Origin of the sequence: Sporosarcina sp. 6E9 (assembly GCF_017921835.1) — a bacterium.
Taxonomy (GTDB): Bacteria; Bacillota; Bacilli; order Bacillales_A; family Planococcaceae; genus Sporosarcina.
Map to the genome: position 1 here is coordinate 1174741 of NZ_JAGEMN010000001.1, position 16511 is coordinate 1191251.

At 39.6% G+C, this 16511-nt stretch carries 14 protein-coding genes and 1 other RNA gene; 2 read left to right on the top strand and 13 right to left on the bottom strand.

Features of this window, described 5'->3' with window-relative positions:
* Positions 1 to 155 precede the first annotated feature (155 nt).
* The 7 genes from J4G36_RS06105 to J4G36_RS06135 all read right to left on the bottom strand — a co-directional run bounded on the left by J4G36_RS06105 (position 156) and on the right by J4G36_RS06135 (position 8239).
* Entirely contained in the window at positions 156 to 2063 is a 1908-nt protein-coding gene (locus tag J4G36_RS06105; RefSeq protein ID WP_210469154.1) for an ATP-dependent DNA helicase, read from the bottom strand.
* A gap of 64 nt (positions 2064 to 2127) precedes the next feature.
* Positions 2128 to 3255 (bottom strand): THUMP domain-containing class I SAM-dependent RNA methyltransferase, encoded by a 1128-nt coding sequence (locus tag J4G36_RS06110; protein ID WP_210469155.1) that lies wholly within the window; start codon positions 3253 to 3255, stop codon positions 2128 to 2130.
* A gap of 240 nt (positions 3256 to 3495) precedes the next feature.
* An RNA gene (gene rnpB, locus J4G36_RS06115) (RNase P RNA component class B) lies at positions 3496 to 3888 on the bottom strand.
* A 58-nt stretch (positions 3889 to 3946) separates the two neighbouring features.
* Positions 3947 to 4243, bottom strand: a complete 297-nt coding sequence (gene gpsB / locus J4G36_RS06120) for a cell division regulator GpsB (protein ID WP_210469156.1) — start codon at positions 4241 to 4243, stop codon at positions 3947 to 3949.
* Positions 4244 to 4348: 105 nt separating this feature from the next.
* On the bottom strand, positions 4349 to 5572 hold the full coding sequence (locus J4G36_RS06125; RefSeq protein WP_210469157.1) for a ribonuclease H-like domain-containing protein: 1224 nt from the start codon (positions 5570 to 5572) through the stop codon (positions 4349 to 4351).
* A gap of 16 nt (positions 5573 to 5588) precedes the next feature.
* The gene (locus J4G36_RS06130; RefSeq protein ID WP_210469158.1) at positions 5589 to 7871 is read right to left on the bottom strand and encodes a DEAD/DEAH box helicase; all 2283 of its coding nucleotides are present in this window, start codon (positions 7869 to 7871) and stop codon (positions 5589 to 5591) included.
* The gene (locus J4G36_RS06135; RefSeq protein ID WP_210469159.1) at positions 7868 to 8239 is read right to left on the bottom strand and encodes a YppE family protein; all 372 of its coding nucleotides are present in this window, start codon (positions 8237 to 8239) and stop codon (positions 7868 to 7870) included. The genes J4G36_RS06130 and J4G36_RS06135 overlap by 4 nt, the downstream gene beginning before the upstream one ends.
* A 175-nt stretch (positions 8240 to 8414) precedes the next feature.
* Here J4G36_RS06135 and recU point away from each other — a divergent pair, with 175 nt between their 5' ends.
* Both recU and J4G36_RS06145 read left to right on the top strand, forming a co-directional pair.
* The gene (recU, locus tag J4G36_RS06140; RefSeq protein ID WP_210469160.1) at positions 8415 to 9035 is read left to right on the top strand and encodes a Holliday junction resolvase RecU; all 621 of its coding nucleotides are present in this window, start codon (positions 8415 to 8417) and stop codon (positions 9033 to 9035) included.
* A gap of 9 nt (positions 9036 to 9044) precedes the next feature.
* Complete coding sequence (locus J4G36_RS06145) at positions 9045 to 11588, top strand: penicillin-binding protein 1A (RefSeq protein ID WP_210469161.1); 2544 nt, start codon at positions 9045 to 9047, stop codon at positions 11586 to 11588.
* A 124-nt stretch (positions 11589 to 11712) separates the two neighbouring features.
* On the opposite strand, the gene J4G36_RS06150 is transcribed toward J4G36_RS06145, so the two are convergent.
* The 6 genes from J4G36_RS06150 to J4G36_RS06175 are packed head-to-tail and all read right to left on the bottom strand — an operon-like array spanning position 11713 to position 16479.
* Entirely contained in the window at positions 11713 to 12048 is a 336-nt protein-coding gene (locus J4G36_RS06150) for a YpoC family protein (protein ID WP_210469162.1), read from the bottom strand.
* A complete protein-coding gene (gene nth / locus J4G36_RS06155; protein WP_210469163.1) occupies positions 12049 to 12702 on the bottom strand; it encodes an endonuclease III in 654 nt (217 codons plus the stop codon).
* A gap of 9 nt (positions 12703 to 12711) precedes the next feature.
* Positions 12712 to 13419, bottom strand: a complete 708-nt coding sequence (locus tag J4G36_RS06160) for a DnaD domain-containing protein (RefSeq protein ID WP_210469164.1) — start codon at positions 13417 to 13419, stop codon at positions 12712 to 12714.
* A 43-nt stretch (positions 13420 to 13462) separates the two neighbouring features.
* Positions 13463 to 14758, bottom strand: coding sequence for an asparagine--tRNA ligase (asnS, locus tag J4G36_RS06165; protein WP_210469165.1), 1296 nt, complete (start codon positions 14756 to 14758; stop codon positions 13463 to 13465).
* A gap of 34 nt (positions 14759 to 14792) precedes the next feature.
* On the bottom strand, positions 14793 to 15986 hold the full coding sequence (locus J4G36_RS06170; protein ID WP_246880422.1) for a pyridoxal phosphate-dependent aminotransferase: 1194 nt from the start codon (positions 15984 to 15986) through the stop codon (positions 14793 to 14795).
* Positions 15987 to 15999: 13 nt separating this feature from the next.
* Positions 16000 to 16479, bottom strand: coding sequence for a cell wall elongation regulator TseB-like domain-containing protein (locus J4G36_RS06175; RefSeq protein WP_210469166.1), 480 nt, complete (start codon positions 16477 to 16479; stop codon positions 16000 to 16002).
* Positions 16480 to 16511: the final 32 nt, after the last annotated feature.

The following is a 16511-nucleotide window of genomic DNA, read 5'->3' on the forward strand; positions in this document are numbered from 1 at the left end:
GATAAAGTTCTATTTTATAGTAGCACAAGTATGGCCGAATAATCGATTTAATTCAGTGACAAAAGAGATGACACTGCATTCCGGTATCTTATTTCCCTGCACGCAATATAAAAAACGAGTCCTTTAACAAAAAACTGTTAAAGGACTCGCTATGGTTAATTAAAAACAACGTTTACTGGAAATAATCTTTCGATTTCATTCCTAACTTCTTGTTCAATAGGGTCTAATAATAAGTGCACCGTTCCGGAATCCGCTGATGTTCGGATTAACCTTCCCGCACCTTGACGAAGTCTTAACAACATAAATGGTAAATCGACTTCATTGAATGGGTCTGTTGCATGTTGCCGCCTTGCTTCAAATAATGGATCTGCCGGTGGGAATGGCAAGTCGTGAATAATTACTTGAGTTAAAGCGTCATTTGGAATATCCAACCCTTCCCATAATTTAAAGGAACATAATACTTGAATCTCTTTATGCTGGAATTCTTTAATAATTGATGATAATTCCCTTTCGCCTTCAAATGCCATTTGCGATTGATAACTCAGTGGGATTTGACTTTTGAACTGTCTCATCGCAAACTCCGACTTGAACAAAATAAGTGTCTGCTGGCCATTCTCCAAAAGTTCCATGACTTTATTCGCTTTTTCATTCATAGTAAGGTCATGTGCGTGAACTTCCATCACTTCATCATAGTCAAATGGCGATTCCACCGAGAATGATAGATATTCCTGTATTCCAAGTCCGTCAGCTAAATAAGAAAAATCTTCTTGTATAGAAAGTGTCGCGGACGAAAATACAATCGGGATACGCGATGAAAAAAGCTTTTCACGAAGAATATCAGTAACCAATCTTGGCATGACGACAAGCGTTAACTCGCCTTCAGGTTCTTCAATCCAGTCTACAGCATCACTATCCGTGATGAATAATGTCATCGAGAAAATGTATTGATCAAGATATTCTTCGACCATTTTCAACTCATACTCGGGAATTATATAAAGTTCACCCTCGAACACCAATTCCTCAAGAAGCGAGGTTGATAACTCGACTGCTTTTTTTCCTACATCGATAATATCTTTTACTTTATTAATCGCTTTTCTTTCATTATCTGATTGTTCGGCATGTGCGCTAAGCAAATCGAAAAACTCGGCATGTGTTTCAATTAAAGATTCCATTATCTGCAAAGTAGGTTCTCTAATATCATTGACCATGATTCTTTCCAATAAATTCAGCAAAGTACTATTTTGAACTTCATACGTGAGTGCTCTTTGTGCGGAGTACTCAAGAAGATGACCTTCATCAAATACAACCATTGACACTTCTGGCAATAATGGCAACTGTCCTTGTCTTTCACGAGAATCTTTCGTCCAAATATGTTCCATATAAAAATCATGAGAGCAGATAATGATTTCAATCGCTTCGCGGTAATGGTTTCTATGAATTGTTTGCCCACATCGATTTCTTAAATCGCATGCTAAACATTGTTGTATCGGATGAAAATTTACTGTATTCCACTCTTCATCACTTAAATTAGGATAATCCGAACGTTCACCGTACGGCACTATTGATTGCAGCGATCCCGAACCGTAAACAAAGTCTGGAAGGCTCACTTCAACATCTTCAATATATTCTTCGTCTAATCGATTAGATGCTTCATCTAGTCGTTTAAGGCATAAATACTGGTTGCGTGCTTTTGCTAGTCGTACATCTATATCGAGGTCAAGTGCATCACTTATCTTACGAATATCACCATCTTCTTTAACTAGCTGTTCAATGAGTGTTTCGTCCGCACATGATATAAGTGCCGGTTTTCCCGTATAACGCGCATAGGCAATCGCGGGAAGTAGATAGGCAATTGTCTTTCCGGTACCAACACCAGCCTCTGCGAAAAGAACTTTCTTTTCTTTTAATGCTTTTTCAATTTGAAATGCCATAAAAATTTGTTCATCGCGGCATTCAAACCCTTTTTCTGTTAAATCATCATATAGCGTATCCCCTATCCAGTCATTTAGCGAATCATAAAATGACTTTTCTTTCGATAAAGGAAATGGCATTCTTCTTTTCATGCAGTGAACTCCTCCCAATAGTGGTGCAAAAGAAGAGACTTCACACCTCTTCAACACGCAAAGATTATTGACGTTTACCCCAATACTGGTAATAATCTGTTCGGATAAAACCATTAAAGAGTTTTCGTTTCCTCGTTGCTTTTCTACCATACAAAGTTTCAAAGTTTTCCAAAGGTGAAATCATATAGACTGACCATGAAGGATGGTTTTTCATGACGTCTCCAAGAATTCTTGTTATTTCTTCGGCTTCTTCAAGTTCTCCGATTCTTTCGCCGTAAGGAGGATTTCCGACCATCACACCATTTATTCCTCGAATCTCTATATCTCGCAGGTCTTTGACTTCCCAGTTAATCAGATCAACAAAACCGGCTTCTGCCGCATTCTCTTGCGCAATTCGAACCATTCTCGAATCACTATCCGACCCTGATATTTCTAGTTGTTGATCATACTTCGCTAAATCTTCCGCTTCTTCACGAACACGATCCCAAACAGCTTCCTCAATCCACGGCCACTGTTCACTTAGGAATTCACGATTGGTACCTGGCGCAATATTTTGCCCGATCATTGCAGCTTCAATTGGAAGTGTTCCTGAACCACATAGCGGATCCACAAATGGACGCTCAGGACTCCAACGAGTCAATTTTACTAATGCAGCTGCAAGCGTTTCTTTAATAGGGGCATCCCCCTGGCCAATCCGATACCCGCGTCGATGAAGTCCTGTTCCACTTGAATCAATCGTCAACGTAACCTTATCTTTTAGAATGGATACTTCCAGCTTAAACAATGGTCCAGATTCAGGTAAAAAACCGCTTCGTTTATAGGCTAAATTCAACCGCTCAACAATTGCTTTTTTCACAATAGCTTGGCAGTCCGGAACGCTGAACAATGTTGATTTAACTGACTTTCCCGCAACCGGGAAAGCCGCATCTACCGGCAAGTACATCTCCCAAGGTATTGCTTTTGTACGTTCAAATAAATCATCAAAAGTTTTCGCATGAAACTCGCCTGCGATGATTCGAACTCTATCAGCAACACGTAACCACATATTTGCACGGGCAATCGCGGTTGTATCACCGCTAAAGTAAATCTTCCCATTTTCAGTTTTAGTTTCATATCCAAGTGCTTTTACTTCATCCGCAACAATCGATTCCAATCCCATTGCAGATGTGGCGACTAATTTAAATTCATTCATTTTCCTCAACTCCCAGTTCTCAATTCAATAATCCATACCCTTAAGTTACCTAAGAAATTCATACGTTTTTAATTAGTAAAATATACATTATGTCAAATAAGTATACCCAAAAACAATTCATTACAAATAAATCATAAATCCGATATAGGGTTTCTTTATGTATTCATTATTTTTCAGTTCAAAAAGAAAAACTCTCCTTTATATCGGAGAGCTGTTGTCTTTGATAAAAACCATAGGTAATTCGATAAGCCATGTTTTGTTCCCTAGTACTCAAACGGCTCACGCCTCGTACGCTGGGTGGTAATCATCTATCTACGAGTAAAAATACCCGTCTCTTCGTCCGTTGAATTCCTTCGGAAGAATGCCCCTACCATAGTTTGGGTTTCTCACTTGTGGGGTTTACCGCGTTCCATTCGATCCGTTTCCGAACCGACTACGTTTCTGTGGCACTGTTCGGGGAACCTCATCCATATTTACAAGAAGTAAACGTAGGATTTATTCCCGCCGTCAACGCGCAATGCGCGAAGCCCCGGCTTATTAATTCACCGAGCACAAACACTACGGACATCTCAGAACCGTGTGAGCATGGACTTTCCTCTACAAAGTCAAGCTTTGCAGCGATTACCTGAATACACGCTATGGTCTATTTAGTATACTATGTTTCGCATTAAATTTCAACGAAGCGACTTAGTTATTCTTGATCATGTAACTTGCTTCCAAATACATGTCTTTCAAGATTGGAGATTCGTTTCAGTAAATCAAAATTCGTTGCGCCTGTATTTCCAGCAGAAGGTCGCTTTTCCGCAGCTTCAAGTTCTTCTTTAATTCTATTATTTTCGGCTTCTAACTCCGCAATTCGTTTCTTCAATAATTGGTAGTCTTGAATGACATCATCTAAAAATAAATCGACTTCTTCTTGATTATATCCACGCATACCCGTTTTAAATTCTTTTTCAAGTATTATTTTCGCATCTAATTTAGTTTCCATGAAACTCGTCCTTCCATCTATCTTTCTTATGCGATATTATACCATATCTTGTCTGAATTTGTCTGTTTAAATACACTTAAACTCAGTCCTTGTCGTTAATTGCGCTTACCCGGGAAATAGTTTTCTTAATAGTCTTATTTCCCTTCTTTGAAACATTTCCCGTTGTCTTAAACGAAATCGCTCAGTCAAGTCCGGGTCTTCCGTCAGCAGCTGTTGTGCCCTCCTCGTATATAATAGCGCTCCCTCAAACCCTTTTACTTTATGCTCATGCAACTTGGCTAATTCCTCTAAGGCAATTATTCTTTGCCGACCAACTAGTCGGTCGGCGGCTATCTCGAAAGAAGCTATCGCTTCTTCAACGTGGCGTTTTCTTTTCATAATAAACCCGAAGTGGAAGTGGGTTACTGGATGTTCAAGTCCATATTCGAGAATAACTGCTTCGAGAACTTGGCTGCTACGGTCATACAACTTCAAATCTGAAAACCATTTGCCGATATTCGTTTGTGAAATTGCGGTTCCGCGGGTAGATGTTTCAAAGAGCAAATCCGTTGTCTCGATATAAAGTGTGACAAGTGAAAGAATATCCCACTCATTATGTTTTAGCACTTTCATCAATGGATCAATCCGCCCGCTTTTAACAGCGTCTTGATAAATAATCGGGGCTAAATGTCCTGGAATATCATCTTCTCGAAAAAAACCGATTTTCTTTTCTTCTATATTTACTAAACTAAACGAATCAACCTCTTCTTTCCATATTCGCCGTGAGCCATGCAGTAAATCTATATGTGCATGAGAAATGAGCGGCGGCAGCGAGTTTCGATTCATCGTCCACCGTGTTTCTACTTGAGGAATATCGAAACTTTTACCATTATACGTCACAAGATTTATATTATGTTTCCAAAGTCCAGATGCGTATAAGAAAGCGCGCTCATGATCGGGGCCAGGCAGTAAATATTGCGTAAGTTTGAACGCGTTTTTAGTTTGCTCAATAAATCCGAGAAGAAAAATGAGGGTGCCTGCACCTTTAAGACCGGTTGTTTCAGTATCAAAAAAGACTAATCGTTTTTCCAAATCGGGTGCTAATGGGTGAGTTTTATCAAGCGATTCCCATTTTTCCAAAGCATGATTTAAGTCGGACAAATAAATATTTCCATGTTTATACGCACTATCAAAACTAACTATGCGTTTATAAACAATCCCATGACTATTTTCTTCTTTCGTCAAACCCGCGGCTAACCATTCATCCTCGTAGAATGGTGAAGGTGGTAAAACTATTTCCCTTTCTATTCTCGGCTTTTCTGTCTTGGTTTTTTTTACAAGTTTTCTCATTTCCATTAACTTTTTCTCATAGGACACTTCTTTCTCCCCTTACCAGGGCGTTAAGAAGAGATTCAACGTCCTTTTTCATTCCAGTACCGGCTTCCTGAGCGCCGATACAAATTGGACAACCACCTTTGCAACTACAAGCTTTAATATGCTCTTTGGCTTGTTGAAACAAAGAATCCCAACGTGTATAAATTTTCTCGCTCAAACCAATGCCACCAGGATAGCTATCATAAATAAAGAATGTCGGTTTATCGGTATGAACCGCTTTGACTTGTGGTACTACATGAATATCACTTCGATCGCATCTGACAAACAAGGGGATAAAAGACTGAATTGCATACGCGGCACCTGTCATTGCATCCGTCAACTCAGATTCAGACCAACCTTTAGGCACTTCAAATGAGTACCAAGTCGATGATGTGTGTAGCTCAGTTGCTGGTAAAGAAATCGGACCGGAACCGATATTATCATGAGTCCCAAACCGAATCTTTTTAAATATAGTTGGGATAGCGAGAACTGCAATATCTCCATATGAACAAATACCATTTTTCGCCGAACTCGTCTCATCTTCGTTCATAACTTTTAACTCTACTGCTAAATTCGCATCTGTAAAATAATCGACATCCACTTCAGTCACGTAGGCTTTCTTTTCTTCCCAATCAAGCTTCTCAACTTGGTACTGGGTACCTTGATGGATATAAATCGCTTCTTCATGGAGTAGTGTCATCGCGCTAAATCGGTCCATCTCCCCGATGACAATTGTTCCTTTGGGGATTGTTTTATCAATAATGATGACATTCTCCTGAGCTGCCGAACGCAAACTCACTTCACTTGCTGGAAAACGGTCAGTCATCCAGTGCCACCGATCCGAAGTTTTGATTAGGACGCCTTCAGCTTCAAGAAACTCCAGAAGCTGTTGCACTTCAAACTCCCCGTATGTTTCCGTTAAGGAAAACGGCAATTCAAATGATGCGCACTTTAAGTGATCCATTAAGATAAACATATTATCTGGGTGAATTCTTCCTTCTTCAGGCGATTGGCCCAGAAGATAATCGGGGTTCTCAATAATATATTGATCAAGTGCAACTGACTGCGCAACATAAATAATTAAGGCGTCTTCTTGCCGCCTTCCAGCACGACCAGCCTGTTGAAAAGCGCTTGCGATATTACCTGGATACCCCGTCATAATACATGCTTGTAATTGCCCGATATCAATGCCTAATTCAAGTGCATTCGTACTGACTACCGTTTTTATCGAGCCATCGCGAAGACCCTTTTCAATTTTTCTTCGTTCCGAGGGTAAATACCCGCCGCGGTATCCCATCACAGAAGAATCGAACAGTTTCTTTTTTGTTAGTTCTTGCATATAAGTCACAAGCATTTCAACTCGTACCCGACTTTTGGCAAATATGATGGTTTGCATGCCTTCGCGGTATAGTAAGGAAGCGATATCCCTTACCTCCAATAACGCGCTCCGGCGAATGCCGAATGTCGGATGGACAACTGGTGGATTATAAAAAATGAAATGTTTTTTTCCAGCAGGTGCCCCGTTATTATCGATTAAACGCATTTCTGTATTTGTAAGAGATTCAGCTAATTCTCCTGGATTGGCAATAGTCGCGGAAGTGCAGATAAATACAGGATCACTGCCGTAATAATTGCAAATTCTTTTTAAACGTCGTAAAACATGCGCTACATGACTACCAAACACGCCTTTGTAGGTGTGTAATTCATCAATAATAATATATTTCAGATTTTCAAATAACGATACCCATTTTGTATGGTGAGGCAAAATTCCAGAATGTAACATATCAGGATTCGTTAAAACGATATGGCCCGATTTTCGTACCTTAGAACGAAGTCCCGGGGCCGTATCGCCGTCATAAGTGTAACTTAGAATAGTTTCTTCACTTGCTTCGATTAAGCCATGCAGATCGCTCAATTGATCTTGTGCAAGGGCCTTCGTTGGAAATAAATAGATTGCTCTTGATGATTCATTTTCTAAAATGCTTTGAAGAACAGGTAAATGATAACATAGAGATTTTCCGGATGCAGTAGGCGTTACCGCAGTAATCGATTCACCATTGTATGCTGAATCGAACGCGTCCCTTTGGTGACTGTATAACTGCTCAATGCCTTTTGTCTTTAAAGCTTTAATAATTGATGAATGAAGTACTGCTGGAAACTTTGCGTAAGTCGCAGATTTACCTTCAATTTTTCTGTAATGAATAATATTTTCCGAGAACGAGGAATCCGATTGTAGTTTAGACAGAACTGAACTAACTGAAGTATTTCGAGTCATCTCAATTCCCTCTTCCTTTCCTCTTCGATTGCATCTATAAACGTTTTTAACGTATATTCGGCAGAACGAATCGTTAGCACGAATCTTTTTAAACCAGTTTTCTTATAAAAAGACTGAACGATAAATTGTTTCATCCCGTCAGTTAATGTGTCAATCTGGGATGGATGGACATATTTCGGTCTTGCGACTTTAATCCAAGCATAAGACTCCTCCGCCCATTCATCTAACATCGCGTGATATTTATCTGCATATGGTTTTACTTCTTCAAAAAAGTCAGGATCTCTATCTAAACGTCTCATCTCTGTATGACGTTCTAGACATTCTTGGCAAACAGAAAGGAGTATTTTACATTTTTCTTCTAAATTCATATATTAATCAGCCTCTCGAATTCTTTCTTCTATTTTACCAGATTAGTCATCCCTTAACCAATATCTAGCGAACACATATTCTTGGAAATAATATTTATTACGAAGCAACGGAAACTTTCTTGTTGCTAGTCCGTCCAATGCTTATGGTATGATGAATAAATGCGAGGTGGTACAAATGACAATTAGGTATCCGAACGGTAAAAAATATGTGCCCGTTCGAACAACAAACCCTCAAAAAATAAGCAATCATTCTTTTAGTAATCGTGGAAAAACATTAGAAGAGGATTTGAATGATTCCAATGAGTATTATTTGACCCACAACATTGCTGTCATCCATCAAAAACCAGTTCCGATTCAAGTAGTAAATGTAAATTACCCTTCCAGAAGCGCTGCGGTCATCACGGAAGCTTATTTTCGAACCCCATCCACAACGGACTATAATGGTGTTTGGAATGGACATTATCTTGATTTCGAAGCGAAAGAAACTAAAAGTAAAACGTCATTTCCTTTGCAGAATATTCATGAACACCAAATGATTCATATGAAAAACGTTACAAAGCAAAAAGGGATTGCGTTTGTTATTGTGAAATTCTCTACGTTGAACCGACATTTTGTCGTCCCATATGACGTGATTGAGGCTAAATGGGAGAGAATGAAAGCAGGCGGTAGAAAATCTATTGCACTACTCGAATTCGAAAGCGAATCGATTGAAATTGAACTTGGATTTATGCCTAGTATCGATTACTTAGGGGCGATTTCGGATATAGTAAACCATGAAGGTAATATTGAAAGGTAGGAAATATATATGAGTGATAAACTAAATTCAAGGGTTGAGCGTCGAAAGGCTCAAGAAAACGCCCGCAATAAAAAGCCAAAGAATACAAAAGGTGTTATTAAAAAAGTTTTTCTTACACTAGTTATTCTTGGGTTTGCAATATTAATTGGCGGAGCCGGTTTATTTCTTTTTTACGCTAGTTCATCTCCTAAACTCGATGAAGAGTTATTGAGAGACCCGGTTTCATCTGAGTTTCTAGATCGAAACTTGGAAGTTTTTCACACGACTGGATCGGAAAAAAGAGAATATGTAAACTATGATGAAATTCCGAAGTTAATGGAAGATGCAATTCTAGCAACAGAAGACGTCCGTTTTTATTCCCATCACGGGATGGACTTCAAAAGACTGGGTGGTGCGGTTCTCGCAAACTTTAGAAACGGATTCGGTTCTCAAGGCGCGAGTACCTTGACACAACAAGTGATTAAGAACTCATTTTTATCCGCTGATAAAACGTTGAAACGTAAATCGCAAGAAGCATGGTTGGCGTTCCAACTTGAACGAGAGTACGATAAAGAAGAGATTTTCGAAATGTATTTCAATAAAATATTAATGTCGGGTACAACTTATGGATTTGGAACAGCAGCTGACCACTTTTATGGAAAAAAGTTAGCTGATCTCGAACTTCATGAAGTCGCAATGTTGGCTGGTCTACCCCAAAGCCCGAACGGATACAATCCATTCAATAACCCAGAACGTGCTGAGAAACGTCGTAACATTGTCCTTGGATTAATGTATCAACATGGGAAAATTACAAGAGAACAGATGGAAAAGGCACGAACAGTTGAGATTACTTCTACTCTACGTGATGAAGATAATAGAATCGTAAATAAAACGACAAAATATCCTGCCTATATTAGTCTTGTTCTCAATGAACTAGAAAATGCCGGAGTAGATTTAAGTGAAGGTTTACAAATTCATACGACATTAGATCCAAAAGCGCAAGAAACTGTAGAAAATGCATATAACTCAGTTAACTTTACGGATGGTATTGATGCGGGATTAACCGTACTTGACACGAAAACTGGAGAAGTTGTCGCAGTCGGCGGTGGACGTGATTACAAATATGGAAACTGGAACTTCGCGACGCAAGAAAAACGTCAATTAGGTTCAACCATTAAACCATTATTATCTTATGGTCCTGCAATAGAATATTTAAATTGGTCAACTGGTCAAACGGTGGTTGATGAACCTTATACGTATAAGGATCGGAATAAGACACCTGTTAATAACGTATATCCTACCTTTAAAGGCCCGATAACAATTCGGGAAGCACTCTATTTTTCAAGTAACGTGGCTGCCGCCAAAGTTTATGATGAAGTTGACTTTGGAAGAGGAAATGACTTTGCTGCTAAACTTGGAATCAAGATTAATGATCAAAACCACGCAAATGCTTTGGGAGGTACTAAAGAAGAATTCTCCACGCTCCAACTTGCGGGTGCTTACGCCGCATTTGGAAACAAAGGCGTTTATACAAAACCGCATGCGGTTACTAAAGTTGTATACCGTGACGGAAAGACAGAAGAAAGTTTAAAACCAGAACCGGTCGTTGCTATGAAAGATTCCACTGCCTACATGGTGACCGATATGCTTAGAGATGTGTTAACAGTTGGGACAGGAAAAAGAGCTAATGTATCGGGACTTGATATTGCTGGTAAAACCGGCACTACAAACCAGGCAGTCGATTCATGGTTTGCTGGTTACTCTACGAATTACACAATTGCAGCGTGGGGTGGCTATAAGGACAGAACACCGATGAATGAAAATTACGAGGGTCAGCGATATGTGCCACAGGATTTATTTAATGTCGTAATGCAAGGCATCTCGGCTGGAAAAGAAACAGCCAATTTCCAAAGGCCTTCTTCAGTGGAAGAAGTAAAAATTGTTTATGGTTCCAATCCTTTAATGAGAGCGAGTTCTTCTACGCCTTCAAGCATGACGCGCACAGAACTATTCGTTAAAGGATCAGTGCCCAAAGAAATCGCAAAAGAAATCAAACTTGATGCCCCAACAAAACTTAAAGCAGATTTCGATGAGAAGACAAACTCCATAAAATTAAAATGGAATCATAAAGCCCCTAAGTCAAAAACACTTAAAGGTGATGTAGAATTCATCGTGTATGCAAGTGTGGATGGCGGAGAGAAACAAGAAATAACGAGAACTTCAGATAATAAGATTACTGTTCCTAACATTGAAGGCGGTAAAACATACACATTTGAAGTAGTCGCTTTCCTCGGGGATCTTACAAGTGACCCTGCCTCGATATCGATACGGGTCGAAGCAGCAGAGGAACCGGAGATTGAAGAACCAGAAGAACCTGTAGAACCGGAGGAACCAATCGAGGAAGAACCAGAGGAACCGATAGAAGAACCCGAAGAACCCGTAGAACCTGTGGAACCAGTGGAACCTGAACCAGGTGAACCGGAAGAACCAGGGGAACCTGAGGAACCTGAGCCAGGAACTGAAGGTACAAATAATGGCGGAAACAACGGAAATGATGGAAATGATGGTGAATGACATTTCCCCTCCCTTTCTTATTTTAATGAATCGGGCTTTTCTTTCACCAACGTCATATATTGTCTAACCAAAATCATTAAAAAAGCTGAAGTTCAAACGCTACATGGCGCTTGAACTTCAGCTTTTACTTTTTCATAACGAAAAGTCGTGCCGCTTTCTTTTTGGTTTCTGCGTAGAGTGCATCCAGTTGGATGTAAGCATAGTGACTAGCGATTCTATCTTTTACAAATTGGAGTCGTTCTGTCCCGTTTAGAGGAAGCAGAAGTAATTCAAGCTTTCCAGTGCGTTCATTTAGCTCACTTCCACCGTATTCAAGAAGCTCTATATAATTAAGAATTGCCTGTTCCATATATGTGACTGCTTCTTTATTTTTCAAACTATAAAGGTGTTCGATTTTCTCTTTCACTACATCCCATTTATCAAAATGTGGGGCAAGAAGATCTTTGGAAAAACGATTCAATTATACTTCCCTCGCTTTCATCCGCTTCTTGCCTTCTCTACAGATAGAGAGCAACGGACATACCTCGCATCCGGGATTCCTTGCTTTACAATGATAACGCCCGAAGAAAATAATTTGGTGGTGCGTATTCGTCCAATTATCCAGTGGCGTCCACCGCATTATTTTTTCTTCGACAGCAAGCGGTGAATCTTTCCAGCGATTCATGCCGAGTCTTTTTGCTACGCGTTCAACATGTGTATCTACGGCAAGCGCAGGAATACCGAATGCATTTGATACGACTACATTTGCCGTCTTTCTTCCAACGCCAGGCAAAGTCATTAATACATCACGATTTGCCGGTACTTCCCCATTAAATTTATCAATTAGCAATTGGCTGAGTGCTTGAATGTTTTTTGACTTATTACGATATAAACCAATCGATCTAATATCATCTTGCAATTCTTCAATGTCCACAGCGAGATAATCTTCTGGCGTTTTATATTTTTGAAATAGCTCGGCGGTTACACGATTGACAAGAACATCTGTACATTGTGCAGAAAGAAGTGTTGCTACTGTTAATTCAAATGGGTTTTCATGCACTAATTCACAATGTGCATCTGGAAACATTTCTGCAAATTTCTCCAAGCAAAATTCCCATTGTTTTTTGGTTAGCATTGTATCCCCCTAATCTCGTTCTTCGAGCCAATTATAAAATGGAACTCGTTTTACTTTGACCGTTTTATCTGTTTGTGACGGACGATTGCCCACAGTCCTAAATTTCTTCGTTTGCTTTTCAACATCTGCAATTGTTTTGACATTTTTCTTTTTCCATTCAAATAGGATTCGATCGATGTACCGAAGGCTTAGTTTTTCGGCTAAGACTGCTTCTTTTAATGCGGCTCTAATGATTTCAACTGAATGGCCATCATCATCCAACCACATGCCAATTGATTCTGATTCCATTGGAGATAAAAATCGACCAAATTCCTGTTCAAACAATGAAAAGATTTCTCCTTCTTCGTTCTTATCCATTTCTTCGACCTTTTCTTTTTCTTCAAGAACGATTTCATCCGTCAAGCGTTTCCATAACGGATATAAAGAAAAGGATTCATATAAGACACCTTTTGCGTCTTCACTCTGATTAATTTGCAGAAGACCATATTGCATAAGTCTTTGCAAGATAGTTGAAACTTCATTTTCAGATAAATGCATACGTTCGGCAAAGTCAGTTGGGGTCGGAAACTCGTTTCCAGCCGCTCTGTAAGCTGTCATATGCATGATTAGCATTGCATCTAAATCTTTAATGCCAAGACGTTTATAATTGTGAAAAAAAAGCTGGGAAATGGTTACATTCCCCTGCTCAATCCAAATTTGGAGTCGATTATCTTGCATTGTTATCCAGACTCCTTTCTATATTAAAACTTCAAGTCAAATCTTATGGATACAATCTGTTCAGCAAGCGTGGAAAAGCAGCTGTTTCACGAACATGACTTGTCCCTGAAATCCAGGCGACTGTCCGTTCTAAGCCTAAACCAAAGCCGGAATGCGGAACTGCTCCGTATTTACTCAATTCAAGATACCACTGGTAAGCATCCTCATCGAGATTATGTTCTTTAATCCGTTTTTTCATTAATTCGTAGTCGTAGATTCGTTCAGAACCGCCGATAATTTCTCCGTAACCTTCAGGCGCAATCATATCAGCACATAATACGACGTCATCACGGTCAGGGTGCGGTTGCATGTAAAATGGTTTAATGCCAATTGGGTAGTGCGTAATGAAAACGGGCATATCAAAGCTTTCTGCAATCGCAGTTTCGTGCGGCGCTCCGAAATCGTCTCCCCATTTTATATCATCAAAGCCATTTTCATGTAGAAAAGCAATTGCGTCATCATATGATATACGAGGGAATGGCGCTTGAATTTTTTCTAGTTTTGAAATATCACGATCAAGTCTTTCAAGTTCAAGCGAACAATTTTGAAGAACCGATTGAACAATATGCGTAACATATTGTTCTTGAACTTCCAGGCTCTCTTCGTGTTCAACAAATGCCATTTCGGGTTCAATCATCCAAAACTCAATTAAGTGGCGGCGAGTACTTGATTTTTCTGCACGGAATGTCGGTCCGAATGAAAACACTTTTCCAAGTGCCATAGCAGCCGCTTCCATATATAATTGTCCTGATTGTGAAAGGTATGCATTTTCATCAAAATATTTTGTTTCAAAAAGTTCAGAGGTACCTTCAGGTGAAGAACCTGTCAATATCGGTGGATCCACTTTCACAAAACCATTCATATGGAAAAATTCATAGGTTGCGCGAATGATTTCATCACGTATTTTTAAAATAGCGTGTTGTTTTCTTGAACGAATCCATAAATGGCGGTTATCCATTAAGAATTCTGTACCATGATTTTTGGGTGTTATCGGATAATCTACCGCTGCACTAATTACATTCACATCACTTACTTGTAGTTCGAATCCAAAGGATGATCGTTCATCGACAACAACTTCTCCTGTGACATACAGTGAACTTTCTTGTGTAATTGCTCTTGCATTTGCAAAAGCTTCTTCTCCGACTACTTCCTTAGTAACGACCCCCTGTACAAAACCCGATCCGTCACGTAATTGTAAAAAAGCGATTTTCCCACTTGATCTTTTATTTGCAAGCCATCCACCAATGCGTACTGTTTCTCCGACGTGGTCTGGCATTTCATGAATCATAATTGTTTTCATAAGAACCTCCAAATAATAGTCATTACTGTATTTTTTATTCTTTCCAATTTTCTCGCACAAAATTATCGATTCGACGGATTGCTTCTTCTATTAAATCGATTGAAGTTGCGTACGATAAGCGAATTGTCTGTGGTGAACCGAATCCAGAACCTGGAATGACCGCTACATTTGCTTCAGTCAATAGCGCTTTCGCAAAGTCGTCTACATTTGCATAACCTGTTTTCTCTAGTGCTTCTGTCACTTCCGGCAGTAAATAGAATGCGCCGTCCGGTTTGATAACTTCAAAGCCCGGGATTGCGGCTAGTTGAGGATATACTTTGTTTAGACGTGATTCGAACGCTTTACGCATTTCTTCCACAGTGTTCTGCGGACCATTGTATGCCTCGATTGCTGCATATTGTGAAGTTGTTGTCGGATTTGATGTCGAGTGGCTCGCAAGATTAGTCATCGCCGTCACTACCTCTTCATCCCCCGCGACATAGCCAATTCTCCAACCTGTCATTGAATGCGATTTGGAAACACCATTGATAACCAGTGTCCGTTTTTTTGCGTCCTCAGATAGTTGAGCGATAGAGATATGTTTTTCGTTGCCATAGACAAGTTTTTCATAAATCTCATCGGATATAATCCAGATATCTTTTTCCTCACAGACTGCTGCAATTTCACGTAATTCAGCTTCAGTATAAATCATGCCAGTCGGGTTTCCGGGTGAATTAATGATGAGTGCTTTTGTCTTATCAGTTATTGCATTTTTTATTTGTTCAGCAGTTACTTTAAATTGTGCAGCCGAATCCGCTTCAATATGTACTGGTACACCGCCCGCAAGTTTGACTTGCTCAGGATAACTTACCCAGTAAGGTGTCGGGATGATGACTTCATCATTTGGATCAAGTATTACTTGAAATAGCGTATATAGAACATGTTTGGCGCCAATCCCAATCATTACTTCATTTCGCGTATATGTCAGTTGTTGATCTTTATTTAATTTATTGATAACAGCATCTTTTAATTCGACCAATCCACCAGAAGGTGTATATTTTGTTTTTCCTTCTTTCATCGAGCTAATTGCGGCTTCTAATATGTTGTCAGGCGTGTTGAAATCTGGTTCTCCTGCCCCAAGACCAATTATATCGATGCCGGAATCTTTCATCTGCTTAGCTTTTGCTGTTATCGCCAGCGTTGTTGATGGTGTAAGTGTATTCACTCTGGAAGCTAATCTTTTTGTCAACAATATCTCTCCCTTATAAGTTTAAAATTCTTTTCCACCACTGCCCACTTCCAAAAAACACATAAACATAGTTCAGTTTTCCATTTTCTCCGATGAATGCAACTTCCCAAACGGGTTCTTCTTCTTCAATCCCAAGCGTTACATGGAGAACTTTGTCAATGGTCAGTTCTTCCGCAACGGTTTGTATCGCTTCTTTAGCCGTGATTCCGTCGCCGACTTTCAGGCTTTTATAACCATCTTCAACAGAATCCTCTACAAAAACCACAATTTCATCACCTTTTTCATCGACACCGAAAACGGTCATGAATGATTGGGTGCCATTATACGGTTGTACGGAATTGACGGATACTAATTGTCCCGATTCAATCGCTGCTTTTGCGGCGGCTTCTGTCGACACTGTCAATGGCTTGTTTGCATTATAAAATACTGTGATGACAATGACAGTTGTCAATGTAATAAGAAAGACGGTTATAAATTTAATCCAATTAAGCATATTCTTTCACGTCCTGTAAATCGTAGAAACGA

Bases quoted from the DNA above. Each gene is read 5' to 3' on its own strand.
- J4G36_RS06110 (WP_210469155.1), bottom strand. From the start codon at position 3,255: ATGAATGAATTTAAATTAGTCGCCACATCTGCAATGGGATTGGAATCG.
- J4G36_RS06105 (WP_210469154.1), bottom strand. From the start codon at position 2,063: ATGAAAAGAAGAATGCCATTTCCTTTATCGAAAGAAAAGTCATTTTAT.
- nth (WP_210469163.1), bottom strand. From the start codon at position 12,702: ATGCTAACCAAAAAACAATGGGAATTTTGCTTGGAGAAATTTGCAGAA.
- J4G36_RS06145 (WP_210469161.1), top strand. From the start codon at position 9,045: ATGAGTGATAAACTAAATTCAAGGGTTGAGCGTCGAAAGGCTCAAGAA.
- J4G36_RS06130 (WP_210469158.1), bottom strand. From the start codon at position 7,871: ATGACTCGAAATACTTCAGTTAGTTCAGTTCTGTCTAAACTACAATCG.
- J4G36_RS06135 (WP_210469159.1), bottom strand. From the start codon at position 8,239: ATGAATTTAGAAGAAAAATGTAAAATACTCCTTTCTGTTTGCCAAGAA.
- recU (WP_210469160.1), top strand. From the start codon at position 8,415: ATGACAATTAGGTATCCGAACGGTAAAAAATATGTGCCCGTTCGAACA.
- J4G36_RS06175 (WP_210469166.1), bottom strand. From the start codon at position 16,479: ATGCTTAATTGGATTAAATTTATAACCGTCTTTCTTATTACATTGACA.
- J4G36_RS06160 (WP_210469164.1), bottom strand. From the start codon at position 13,419: ATGCAAGATAATCGACTCCAAATTTGGATTGAGCAGGGGAATGTAACC.
- gpsB (WP_210469156.1), bottom strand. From the start codon at position 4,243: ATGGAAACTAAATTAGATGCGAAAATAATACTTGAAAAAGAATTTAAA.
- J4G36_RS06125 (WP_210469157.1), bottom strand. From the start codon at position 5,572: ATGAGAAAACTTGTAAAAAAAACCAAGACAGAAAAGCCGAGAATAGAA.
- asnS (WP_210469165.1), bottom strand. From the start codon at position 14,758: ATGAAAACAATTATGATTCATGAAATGCCAGACCACGTCGGAGAAACA.